A 12332-nucleotide genomic window follows, 5' to 3' on the forward strand; every position below is an offset into this window, starting at 1 on the left:
ATTATACAGTAAGGCGTAATATTAGTAATGCTCAGCATCAGTAAGATGTACTAATAATAAAACGCAACATTATATAGATAAAAAATGATCTCTGATTAACGCAGAGATCATTTTTTATGTTTATTTTTAATATTTATTTTTCATGGGCATGTATCTGCTTTAAAATTTATTTGAACTTTGAACTTTGAACTTTGAACTTTGAACTTTGAACTTTGAACTTTGAACTTTGAACTTTGAACTTTGAACTTTGAACTTTGAACTTTGAACTTTGAACTTTATTCCCGTTCAAGATGAGTATATTTAGCTATAATCAATAAGTATGTGCACTGTTACTCGAATGCGAATATTTCAACTTGCCAATCCATACATACAGACGACATTCGTCTTTCTTGAACCATTACAAAGAGATCAACGATTTGTCACAAACCAGATGGTAGCAATGGCGCTGGATTCGCTATAATGAATAGTGACTTCACATGAACGTCACTACTAATTTAATAGCGGGTGATCTTAATTATGGCACGTATGCCACGGATAACGATTCAGCATTTGAAATGGTTAAGTTATATAACCTGTTTGGCTATGTTTTTAGCAACGATGGGTGGCTTGGTCGTAACCAAGACCGGATCAGGACTTGGCTGTGGGCGAGAATGGCCGCTTTGTCATGGTCAATTCATCCCTGCATATACCATTTCATCCTTAATCGAGTATACGCATCGAATGGTCAGCGGTTTTGCAGGTTTGACCGCATTGTTTTCATTCATCGGCTTTATCTTTTTTAATAAAAATAAAGAACTACGTTTGTATGCAATATTGACTCTGATCTTTGTTGTGTTGCAAGCAATTATGGGTGCACTCGCCGTAGTATTTTCTCAGTCTGCGCCAATTATGGCATTGCACTTCGGTTTCTCGATGATCGCCTTTTCCAGCTCGATGCTAATGGCGTTCACCGCACGCAGATTGCACAAATATCAGCGTACACATACGTATGAGAATCAACCACCAGTCAGCAAACGTTTCCGTAACCTGACGTGGTTCTCAACCATTTTTACTTATCTTGTCGTATATACAGGTGCATTCGTAACACATACCGATTCCCGCGGTGGCTGTTCCGGCTTCCCGCTCTGTAACGGTGCCGTGATTCCTGAATTGTCCGGCGGCGTTGGTGTAGCATTCCTACACCGTGTAGCAGCGCTCGCACTTGTGATCGTGATCGCTATTCTCGGTCACTACGCCTATCGTCACCACCCGAACAATCCGAGCATTCGTAAAATGGGTATGATCGCCGTCCTATTTATCGTATTGCAATTTGTAAGTGGTGCCGTTAATATTTTCACGATGTATGTACCCGAAGTATACTTCTTCGCAACGATGGCACATACATTATTGATTCAGTTCTTATTCGGTATCCTATGCTACATGAGCCTACGTACATGGCAACTAAGCCGCGAATCCTACGTAGCCTCCAACGTACACAAGCAACAATCAGATCAACCTGGCATACCTGTAACTCGTTAATTCAAAAAGTTACGAGTCCAATGAATCAAATCAAACTTAAAATATGAGAAAGATGTACGCAGACGTCCAAGTAGCGCCTGCGTACATCTTTTTTTATTAATTACATGCTTACCCTACCAACTAAAATAAGTTCGTATTTTTGCGTGCATTATACGAAATATGTTGCAAACCGCACAGAACGTAGGGAAGAAAATAAGGGGAAAGGACGACTTACAGTGTTAATGGTTTCCTAACACGAGGTTCCATAAGAAAGTGATTTTTGTAGAGCAAATATTTTTCCTCTTCCGAACACGCGAATCTACAATACACTCGTACTATGTAGATTCCTGTGCGATACTAGAGTCCATCCCCCTAGTCCTTCCTGAAGTGGTTGCTGCCCACCGCACATATTCCCCTTCCATCTGTCCAATCCCAACTTAATCCCAAAATGAATATTTGCTGAAATTAATGAAAAAATCCCAATTTTCCACTTTACAAAGATTGTGAAGTTCAATATACTGAGTAAAGATTTTCATTCGATGTTTTCATATTTTCTTATCGAGAGTGGTGGAGGGACTGGCCCGATGAAGCCCGGCAACCGATTTTGAAATATGGCAGATTGCCTGTTTTCAAAATGACATGGTGCTAAATCCTACAAAATGACGGCTGTACAGCAATGGAACAGTCTGTGGTTTTGGCAGATGAGAAGGCAATATCTTACGGATAGAGAGCCCTTTCTGCAGAAAATGGGCTCTTTTTGTCTATAAAAAAAGAACCGGTTGAAAATAGCTAGAACGAAATCGCATACGGACCGACAACCGGGAGGAGGACCTCAAGCTTGATTCGTCTTGAAAATGTAACCAAAGTATATGGCAAAGGTAAACATACAACATCAGCGCTTAGTGAACTGAATCTGTCGATTGAAAAAGGTGAGATTTTCGGGGTGATTGGACACTCTGGAGCAGGTAAAAGTACACTCATTCGCTGTATTAATCTGCTAGAACGTCCAACATCAGGGCATATTTGGATCGATGGTGTAGATTTGACCGGGCTGGGTAAAGGAGCATTGCAAGCACGCCGCCGCAAGATCGGCATGATCTTTCAGCATTTTAATCTGCTGTCATCGGCGACCGTTTACGATAACATTGCTTTCCCATTACGTCTCGCCAAAACGCCGGAGAAAAACATCCGTACTAGAGTGGAAGAGCTACTAAAGCTAGTCGGACTGGAAGTACATGCTCAGAAATATCCAGCTCAACTGTCCGGCGGACAGAAACAGCGTGTGGGCATCGCCCGTGCACTGGCGAGCGACCCGGATGTGCTGCTCTGTGATGAAGCGACATCTGCGCTTGATCCGCAGACGACGGATTCGATTTTGAAGTTGCTACTGGATATTAACCAGCGCTTCAACCTGACGATTGTACTGATCACACACGAGATGAATGTCATTCAAAGCATTTGCGATCGTGTGGCTGTCATTCATCAGGGAGGAATTGTAGAGCAGGGACCTGTAGCTGAAGTGTTCTTGAAGCCGCAGCATCCGATCACCCGTGATTTTATTACGCGTGAGTCCAGTCAAAGTGAATTGCTCGGTGCGGTACTCGCTGTGCCACATAGTGAATCGTCGCTGGCTGTGAAAATTTCCTTCCTCGGCGACAAAACGTATGAATCTATCATGTCGCGTACCGTACGTGAGACTGGCGTTGATTTTGCCATCTTGCAGGGAACGATATCCACACTCAAAAGTGTGCCATACGGTCAATTGATCGTCCGTTTTGACGGAACGCCAGAGGCGATCCAGCAGACGCTGGACAAGCTGACCGCAAAAGGCTTGAATGTGGAGGTGATGGAATCGTGAGTAATTTTGGTGAACTGGATTTTTCACAGATTGATTGGAATGAATTTGGTACGGCAACGATTGAGACGCTGCAAATGATCGGTGCATCCGGACTGTTTACGTTGCTGATCGGATTGCCACTGGGCGTGATGCTATTTATGACATCTCGCTCCACTTCGCCGCTGTTAAAAGGGCTGTACTCGGTCATTTCGGTCATCGTGAATATTTTACGTTCGGTACCGTTTATTATTCTGATCGTCGCTTTGCTACCGCTGACAGATTTGCTCGTCGGTACAACAATCGGTGTATTGGGAACGATTCCGCCGCTTGTGATCGCGGCTGCGCCATTTTTTGCACGACTGGTCGAGACCGCATTGCGCGAAGTGGATCGTGGTGTGATCGAAGCCGCTTATGCGATGGGAGCGTCAACCGGACAGGTGATTGGTCGCGTATTGTTACGTGAAGCGATGCCAGGCTTGCTGGCAGGGCTAACCGTAACCGTTGTTGCACTTGTATCCAATACCGCGATGGCAGGAATGATCGGTGCAGGCGGACTGGGTACGCTCGCGATCAACTATGGCTACTATCGTTATGATATGGGCGTGATGCTCGTTGCCGTTGTGCTGATGGTCATCATCGTGCAGGCGCTGCAAATGCTAGGCGATCGTCTCGTCATTCATTTTTCACGCCGATAATATAGTTATCAGGTAGGAATAATGCGTTTATGGCATTATAACCATATACAATATAGAAACGAAAAGGGGAACTTACAATGAAAAAATGGTTGCTTGCACTCGTTAGCATTATGCTCGTAGCGGTTGTTGCTGCTTGCGGAAACAAAGCGGATAACTCCAATGCTGCTTCCGGTACAGACAGTAACGGAGCCGTCACACTGCGCGTTGGCGCTACAGCTGTACCTCATGCTGAAATCTTAAACCACCTGAAGCCTGAGCTTGCCAAAGAAGGCGTAAACCTGGACGTTGTCGAGTTCACAGATTATATCCAACCTAACGTTCAATTGAATGACAAAAAGCTGGATGCTAACTATTTCCAAACAAAGCCTTACCTGGATGAGCAAAATAAATCTCGTGGCATGAATCTGGTTACGGTTCAAGCCGTACACATCGAGCCATTTGGCGGTTATTCCAAAAAGTACACGTCGATTGACCAGCTGCCTGAAGGCGCAACAATCGCAATTCCGAACGAAGTATCCAACGGCGCACGCGCATTGATCTTGCTCGCGAACAACGGCTTGATCGAGCTGAAAGACAAAACAAACATCACGTCGACAACGAAAGACATCACATCCAATCCGAAAAACCTGCAATTCAAAGAGATGGATGCAGCAATGCTGACACGTCAACTGGATCAAGTCGACATGGCGATGATCAACATGAACTATGTACTGGAAGCCAAAATCGATCCAAAATCCGCACTGATCGTAGAAGATAGCAGCGCACCTTATGCGAACTATCTGGTCACTCGTGAAGACAACAAAGATTCCGAAGCGATTCAGAAGCTGGCAAAAGCACTGACTTCGGCGGATACGAAGAAATTCATCGAAGAGCAGTACAAAGGCGCTGTCATCCCAGCCTTTTAAGTGTTGGCTGCGTGATTGTGATAACGTGTGGCAGTAAATCGTGAATATAATTAGCGCAATTTCGCTACGTATTTGATGAATGAGCACGCGTAACTGCTAAAGTGATACGCTTGGCATTGAAAAAGCATCCTGCCCAATGGGGTAGGATGCTTTTTTACTTATAAAATTTGCTTGCCATACGAGTACATGCTTACAAAATTATGTGTATACCATTCCTTTTTTGCCATATATCATACGCCTTGTATCTTGTATCTTGTATCTTGTATCTTGTATCTTGTATCTTGTATCTTGTATCTTGTATCTTGTATCTTGTATCTTGTATCTTGTATCTTGTATCTTGTATCTTGCACCTTATACCTTATACCTTATACCTTGTATCTTGTATCTTGTATCTTGTATTGCAGTATACGCCGTATATTTCTAGCAGCAGTGACCTACTACTATATACACCCTATCCAATCATAGCATTCAGACGCCAATAGCCTTTACTATACCATGCTGCTTGAACAGCATCCACGCTAATCATATACCTGTATACGATCCTTTTCGTTTATCAACAGTCTGAACTGAACAGTCTACCACATCATACACAAATCTCCGCAAACTGTGCCTTTACTACTGCCGCCAGCTGCTCTGGCGCAAGCTCCACCTGCATACCTACTTTGCCAGCGCTCACGATCATCTGCTCCAGCATTTCCGCCCGGTGATCGATAAACGTAGGATACAGCTTTTTCATCCCAATCGGTGAGCAGCCACCGCGAATATAGCCGGTATGCGCAAGCAATTCCTTCACCGGCAGCATATCCAACTTTTTCTCCTGCGCCGCTCGCGCCGCCTTTTTCAAATCCAATTCCTCGGCAACCGGAATGACAAAAATATGCAGTCCATTTTTGCCGCGCGTAACGAGCGTCTTATGTACAATGGGAGCCGGTTTACCAATCTTTTCGGCTACGGCTGTACCATGTACCTGTCCATCTTCGGGATCATATTCATGCACATGGTAAGGGATATGTTCTTTGTCCAGAATGCGCATCGCATTCGTTTTGGCTGTACTCATACTATGGCTTCCTTTCTGTATGTTCTTGGTATGTAATGAAACATAAGATGTAATCGGATGTTGAAACAAGTGAAATAGAGTGCAGCAGAAAAGCGATGGTTCTATCCTCCATCATTGCTTTTCTTAATGTACTTCAAATGGAAAAAAGTTTCAAACGGATTCAAGAGCGGGTACATAATTTGGTGGCTAACCTGTTTGGACATCCGTTCATTTTAAATAATTAAGTAGGTCTCATCTATCGGAAAACAGCAGTTTAACACATGTGCCTAATCGAATCTTTTACTTCAATCTGCAATCGATCAATCAATCAGTCAGTTGGTGCGTTGCTCTTAACTGATGTAAGTTTTAAAGCTAATGCATAGTTTGCAATTTACCCTATCGCAATATCAGCACATCAGGAGAACTGAGATTTAACGCTTTGAAGACGCTATTATATAGACCTTATTAAACATAGTTTCGATGATATGCGGGCATGTTTGTTTACAGCTCAAGCTTTGAATCGATTTTAAACGTAAACGTAATCCTGGTTAAGGTGCTTGTCCATTTAATCCTTCCCGAAGTGGTGTCTGCCCCACACCATAAGTTTGCATTTATTTTGACATTAAGGCATCCCCATCAGTACACTTTAAATAGACTACAGCTATATTTACACGAAGGAGGCACATCTGTGGAACGAAAAATAGCCCTTATTACCGGAAGTGCCAAAGGCCTGGGAAAAATGACAGCACTCACGCTGGCCAGTCAGGGTCATCATATTGCGTTAAACTATGTGAATAGCAAGCAAGAAGCCGAGCAGTTGCAACAGCAGATTGAGGCGATGGGCGTGCAATGTATCGCTATACAGGCGAATGTATCACAGGCGTCGGAAATTGATCGCCTGATCGATGAGGTGGAGCAGCGTCTCGGTACCGTTGATATTCTCGTCAACAATGCAGGACCCTTTATACGGGAACGCCGTTTATTTATCGATTACGAGCGTGAAGAGATTATGGAGATGTTGCAGGGAAATCTGATCGGTACGATGTTGCTGGATCATCGGGTACTGGCAGGTATGCGGGAGCGGAAGTGGGGACGGATCATTCATTTTGGCTTTGGACATGCTGCTGAATCTCGTGCATGGCCGCATCGTGCGGTGTATGCAGCGGCGAAGGTCGGTCTCGTTTCATTTACGAAAACGCTTGCTGTCGAAGAGGCATCCAGTGGCATTACGGTTAATATGATCTGTCCGGGCGATATCCGTGGCGATAACAAAGAGAAGCGGATTGAGGAAGTGCTCGGGATGAGTGACGGTGAAACGCCGCGCGGACGCCCGGGTAGCGGTGAAGACATCGCCCGTGTCATCGCCTATCTATGTGATGAGGATTCCGACTTTATTACTGGCAATATTATGGATATCTCCGGTGGGCTTGACCCGATCCGCCCCTATGTCAAATAACAGACAACCTAAAAAAGGATGTCGCTCCTCCCATGAAAGGAAGAGGACATCCTTTTCGTTTTGGCTAATCGCCGTATGAATTAACGCATGATAAGGGACAGATTAGAATACCTGTACAACCTCTTCCACACCTTCAACTTCTTCGAAAAGGGCGCGTTCAATACCGGCTTTCAGTGTGATGGTGGAGCTTGGGCAACTACCGCATGCGCCTACAAGCTTCAGTTTGACGATACCATCTTCAACGTCTACCAGTTCCACGTCACCGCCATCGCGTTGCAGGAATGGACGCAGCTTATCCAGCACTTCAAGTACTTCATCGTACATTTCTGTTTGTACACTCTCACTCATATTGTTCAACTCCTTTCGTAAGTATATTATAATATAAAAGTAAACCAATTTCAGCAATTGCGCCATTGATTTTTATACTCATTTCAAATTAATTTGAAAAATGGACATATCGGCGCCTAATGATCACCTTCCGAACTACCGGAATATATAGATTGGAGTGTTAAACTATGATGAGACCGATCATCGAATTTTGCCAGAGTAATATGCATCATGGCACCGGTCGCATCCTGAAGGAGCTGGAGAGCAATCCTGATTACGATGTGATTGAATACGGCTGTCTCGGTAATTGCGGACAGTGTTATGCGATGCCTTATGCTATGGTCAACGGTGAAATTATCGCTGCTGACGACGTGGATGAACTGCGCGAGCGCATTCAGGAAAAGATCGACGAAGCGGACGCCTGGGCGAATCTCGATCTGGATTAAGCATGAGTACCATATCAAGCATAAGTACCATGCTGATCGTGATCCATCCTATCCAGTTGGATTAGCAAAATAAGCACGATCTATGATCGTGTATCGTTTGCTCGAGCTATTAACTGGTAGGATAAAACAAGCAGCTTTTATTATAAAAAGCCTTCTGTCTGTACGCAAGCTTAGCTTGTACAGAACAGAAGGCTTTTTTATACGTAGCTCGCCATCATTATCCGAAATGGTGCTTGGACATCCAGAGCACGCCACTTTTCAGCAAACGCGGTACACGTCCGGTCACCGAGCTTTTGCCTTTAGCACCAAAGCCAAAACTAAAGCCGGAGCCAAAGCCATCATGCTTACCGAGCGAACCGAGTGTTCCTTTTAATTTCAGCGGCTGTACTTTAGGCGTTTCGTTTTTCCAGCCTGCAACAACGACATTGGCGATTTGCTCGGCTTGTGCTTGAGCTGCCTGTGCGCTGGCTGCAAAGGGTAACGATGCACAGTCGCCGCATACGAATACTTCCGGACGACCTGGAATGCGGTATAATTCATCCAAAATAACGCGACCGGAGTTATCCTGATTCACATTCAGCTCATCGATCAATGGTACAGGACGAATACCTGCTGTCCAGATCGTAATATCCGCTCCAATGCGCTCTTCAGGTCCATTGTACACACAATCCGGCTCCACGCGGCTAATGTTAATCTTGTTGCGCAGCTCCACATTGTGCTCAATAAACCATTCTTCTACATATTTGGATAAACGTGCTGGAGAGGAGGAAAGCAGGCGCTCACCACGATCCAGAATGCGCACTTTCAAGTCTTCGCGGCTTTCGCGAATTTCGGCTGCAATTTCAATACCGCTCAGACCGCCGCCCACGACATTAATCGTCGAGCCTGGTGGCAGATTGTTTACACGGCGATACGTCTCACGTGTCGCTTCAAACGTCTGAATCGTGCAAGTATGCTCCTCAGCACCGGGTACGCCGTGGAAGTTATCTGTGCAACCGAGTGCGATCACAAGCTGATCATAAGCGAGTGTGCTTTCGTCTGCAAAGGTAATGATTTTGTCGTCCAGCTTCACGTCGGTCACTTCACCATGACGAATCGTCAGCTTGGAATGGGTCGGATATTTAACGCGCAGCTCGACATCAGAGGATGTACCTGCTGCAAGTGCGTAATATTCTGTTTTTAACCCTTGAAAAGGCATGCGATCAATAAGGATGATCTGTGTATCGGCTGGAATTTTCTGATCAAGCAGTTCGTGCAGCAGCGTAATCCCGCCGTACCCTCCGCCCAGAATGACAAAGTTTTTCATAATATCTTCTCCCTTATATGCAGTGTAGGTAACAAGGAATGCCAGAACCATTCCTGAGTAGCAATAACATAGATGGAAACGATTATATGTGTACAGGCATCATCCGGTACAGAGGAGACTGGCAGAGGACCGGGTGAAGCCGGATCGGCCTGGAGCTTACAACGGTATGTACCGCATCAGAAGGCAGGCGGATAAACGGGCTTTACTTGAAGAGAGCGCAAATTCACATGTTCTCGTCTTATGAAGTAAAGCCCGATATAAGATAAAAGCAAAGTGACACGGGCGCAGTTTAACGGCGGCAGTCGCAAGGACTGTCGCCGGTCTGCTTATTCGTATACTTTGATTTCGTTATAGAAGGTGTCCCGTTCAACCGGGATGCGGCCAGCGCCCTTCACGAGCCATACAAGCTCTTTACGGGTCAAGCCTTCCGGTGTGAGTGCACCCGCAGCGTGGCTGATCTTCTCTTTCAGAATCGTGCCGTGCACGTCCGAAGCGCCAAAAGTCAGCGCCATTTGGGTCAGCTGGGTACCGATATTAATAAAGTACGCTTTAATATGATCGATATTGTCAAGCATCAGGCGACTGATCGCAATCGTCTTAAGGTCTTCGTAAGCGGAGTTACGACGCATAATGCTGGCATTTTTACTTTTCGGTTGCATGGACAGTGGAATAAACACCTGGAAGCCATTCGTTTCATCCTGCAATTCGCGAATTTGGATCATGTGCTGCACACGATCTTCGTATGTCTCGATCGAGCCGTACAGCATCGTCGTGTGTGTACGCATGCCCAGCTCATGAGCCGTGCGGTGAACTTCCAGATAGCGGTCAACATTCGCTTTGTTCACACGCATTTTTTTGCGGTATTCATCCGACAGAATCTCGGCGCCGCCACCTGTCAACGATTGCAGACCTGCTTCGCGCAGCTTGACCAGCACTTCTTTGACATTCATTCCGCTAATGCGAGTGAAGAAGTCGATCTCTGCGGCAGTATAAGCTTTGAGTGTCACTTCAGGGAAGGCTTCATTCAATGCTTTGAGTGAATCGACATAATACTGGAACGGTACATGATTGTTGTGTCCGCCCACGATATGGAACTCGCGCACACCTGGATGAATATGCTGCTTCACGTATTCGACCATTTCAGGACCGCTTAGCGTGTAGGAACCTTCTTCCCCTTGATCTTTACGGAAGTTGCAAAATGCACAGTGTGCTTCACATACATTCGTAAAGTACAGGCTCATATTTTCGATAAAATATACCTTTTTGCCATTCTTGCGCAGGTTTGCTTCATTGGCAAGCTGGCCAATCGTCAAAATATCATCACTTTCATATAAATAAACGCCGTCTTCAAGTGACAAACGTTCACCGGAACGCACCTTATGAATAATTTCAGCCATACGTGTGTCTGTATGCGGTGTAATAATGGTGGACATGCAGATTCCTCCTGTTCTCCTTGACGCCTCTATCTTACTTCTATATGTGGTATGCCAATCTTATAAGACACTCTTGTCCTGTCTTACACCAATTTGAGCCAATTGAATAATAGAAAAAATACATAGGACATCATTTCATCTGTGATTCGTTACAGTTTTCGACACAGTTATTTAAACTTTAAAAAAACGTCCATTATCCAATATACAACAATATACATAAGAAGTCATCCATATTAGCAATAAAATGTGAAAAAAGTTACAACGGCAAATAAGGCTAAAAACGTAATTGTTTATGACGGAAATTCGACATTTCATGTCATTGTTCACTTACCCATTATAAACCTCTCATGTGACACGGGCAACACAATTGCTTAAAAAATGGGGGATTTTCCGTTTCTTTAGAGCCTTGAGCAGCTTTGACGATAGGAGTATAATGGAAAGGGAAAAGGAGGGAATTGGAATGATTACAATTAGCGAACCAGCAGCAGAACGAATGAAAGAAATTATGGCTGCGCAGGATATTCCCGGCCTGTTTGTCCGCGTAGGTGTAAATGCGGGCGGATGCAGCGGATTTTCATATGCAATGGGCTTTGACAGTGAGGAAACCGATCAGGATGTATATATGACGATTCAAGATATGAAAGTGGTTATGACGAAGGACGATATGAAATATTTGAATGGTGTTGAGATCGATTACGAGGAATCGGGTCTGTCCGGCGGATTTACGATTTTTAACCCGAATGCGCTGGTAACCTGTGGTTGTGGAGCTTCTTTCCGTACGCGTGAAGAAGATGAAGCACTGGCACAACCTTGCGAGGATTAATGGCAGCATTCCTTTACAGACGTGCTTAGATGTCAGCAAAGGATAAAAAGAAGATGGATCATGAACGTTCATGATGAATGAAAACGAACAAAGCGCAGAACATGGCGGCGGATTGCCAATGTCTGTGCTTTGTTTTTTTATACTATGTTGAATTGAACTGAATTAAATTGTCTATACAGTCAGCTTATTTATTCACAAAAATCGTTTGTTGTCGCTCATAAAAGGTCAGATCGCCCTGTTCATTGCGCAGAGCTATGTAGTCGTGACCGATACGCTCAATAACACCGTGCTCGACGCTAAAGCCAGGCTGCCAGGCATACACACGTGTTTGAAACAGCGCGGCTGCGAAGAAATGGACGTTAGTCGTTAATTTTCGTTCTGTACTTCCGTTCATGTGTGCCTCCTTGACGGTACATCGTATGGAGCGGTTGCTCGTTACTTCTTATTTTAAAAGAAAAGGAACCTCAATTACAAATCTACAGCACGCCATGTGATCATAGCCGTAGTTACGCTACCATGTTCACATCGCATACATATACTACCAGCATGAACTTAATAATTATAAAAACTA

13 protein-coding genes and 1 riboswitch are annotated in these 12332 nt (G+C 44.7%); of the genes, 8 read left to right on the top strand and 5 right to left on the bottom strand.

Annotation, left to right across the window (positions count from 1 at the left end):
* The first annotated feature begins 516 nt into the window (after positions 1–516).
* From AAHF22_RS12855 to AAHF22_RS12870, 4 genes are all read left to right on the top strand, one after another.
* The gene (locus AAHF22_RS12855; protein ID WP_347325419.1) at positions 517–1518 is read left to right on the top strand and encodes a COX15/CtaA family protein; all 1002 of its coding nucleotides are present in this window, start codon (positions 517–519) and stop codon (positions 1516–1518) included.
* 531 nt (positions 1519–2049) lie between these two features.
* A riboswitch (SAM riboswitch) is annotated at positions 2050–2205 on the top strand.
* Between the two features lie 130 nt (positions 2206–2335).
* Positions 2336–3355 carry a methionine ABC transporter ATP-binding protein gene (locus tag AAHF22_RS12860; RefSeq protein WP_347325420.1) on the top strand — a complete coding sequence of 340 codons (1020 nt, stop codon included), beginning with the start codon at positions 2336–2338 and terminating at the stop codon, positions 3353–3355.
* Complete coding sequence (locus AAHF22_RS12865; protein ID WP_347325421.1) at positions 3352–4029, top strand: methionine ABC transporter permease; 678 nt, start codon at positions 3352–3354, stop codon at positions 4027–4029. Before AAHF22_RS12860 ends, AAHF22_RS12865 begins: the two co-directional genes overlap by 4 nt.
* Positions 4030–4106: 77 nt before the next feature.
* Positions 4107–4934: a MetQ/NlpA family ABC transporter substrate-binding protein gene (locus AAHF22_RS12870; RefSeq protein ID WP_347325422.1), complete on the top strand. Its 828-nt coding sequence runs from the start codon at positions 4107–4109 to the stop codon at positions 4932–4934.
* 583 nt (positions 4935–5517) lie between these two features.
* Here the strand turns inward: AAHF22_RS12870 and ybaK are convergent.
* Positions 5518–5991, bottom strand: a complete 474-nt coding sequence (ybaK, locus tag AAHF22_RS12875) for a Cys-tRNA(Pro) deacylase (RefSeq protein WP_347325423.1) — start codon at positions 5989–5991, stop codon at positions 5518–5520.
* A 667-nt stretch (positions 5992–6658) separates the two neighbouring features.
* On the opposite strand from ybaK, the gene AAHF22_RS12880 reads away from it, so the two are divergent.
* A complete protein-coding gene (locus AAHF22_RS12880) occupies positions 6659–7426 on the top strand; it encodes an SDR family oxidoreductase (protein WP_347325424.1) in 768 nt (255 codons plus the stop codon).
* Between the two features lie 102 nt (positions 7427–7528).
* On the opposite strand, the gene AAHF22_RS12885 is transcribed toward AAHF22_RS12880, so the two are convergent.
* Positions 7529–7774: a NifU family protein gene (locus AAHF22_RS12885; protein ID WP_347325425.1), complete on the bottom strand. Its 246-nt coding sequence runs from the start codon at positions 7772–7774 to the stop codon at positions 7529–7531.
* A 167-nt stretch (positions 7775–7941) separates the two neighbouring features.
* On the opposite strand from AAHF22_RS12885, the gene AAHF22_RS12890 reads away from it, so the two are divergent.
* Positions 7942–8199, top strand: coding sequence for a YuzB family protein (locus AAHF22_RS12890; protein ID WP_347325426.1), 258 nt, complete (start codon positions 7942–7944; stop codon positions 8197–8199).
* 217 nt (positions 8200–8416) lie between these two features.
* On the opposite strand, the gene AAHF22_RS12895 is transcribed toward AAHF22_RS12890, so the two are convergent.
* Positions 8417–9505: an NAD(P)/FAD-dependent oxidoreductase gene (locus AAHF22_RS12895; RefSeq protein WP_347325427.1), complete on the bottom strand. Its 1089-nt coding sequence runs from the start codon at positions 9503–9505 to the stop codon at positions 8417–8419.
* A 72-nt stretch (positions 9506–9577) separates the two neighbouring features.
* Between AAHF22_RS12895 and AAHF22_RS12900 the strand changes: the two genes are divergently transcribed.
* A complete protein-coding gene (locus tag AAHF22_RS12900) occupies positions 9578–9700 on the top strand; it encodes a hypothetical protein (RefSeq protein WP_347325428.1) in 123 nt (40 codons plus the stop codon).
* A 131-nt stretch (positions 9701–9831) separates the two neighbouring features.
* Here the strand turns inward: AAHF22_RS12900 and mqnE are convergent, their stop codons facing one another.
* Positions 9832–10938, bottom strand: coding sequence for an aminofutalosine synthase MqnE (gene mqnE, locus AAHF22_RS12905; RefSeq protein ID WP_347325429.1), 1107 nt, complete (start codon positions 10936–10938; stop codon positions 9832–9834).
* Between the two features lie 460 nt (positions 10939–11398).
* Here mqnE and AAHF22_RS12910 point away from each other — a divergent pair, with 460 nt between their 5' ends.
* Complete coding sequence (locus AAHF22_RS12910) at positions 11399–11761, top strand: HesB/IscA family protein (protein ID WP_347325430.1); 363 nt, start codon at positions 11399–11401, stop codon at positions 11759–11761.
* A 184-nt stretch (positions 11762–11945) separates the two neighbouring features.
* Here the strand turns inward: AAHF22_RS12910 and AAHF22_RS12915 are convergent, their stop codons facing one another.
* Positions 11946–12155: a hypothetical protein gene (locus tag AAHF22_RS12915; RefSeq protein WP_347325431.1), complete on the bottom strand. Its 210-nt coding sequence runs from the start codon at positions 12153–12155 to the stop codon at positions 11946–11948.
* Positions 12156–12332: the final 177 nt, after the last annotated feature.

This window comes from Paenibacillus wenxiniae (assembly GCF_039822605.1).
Lineage (GTDB): Bacteria > Bacillota > Bacilli > Paenibacillales > Paenibacillaceae > Saccharibacillus > Saccharibacillus wenxiniae.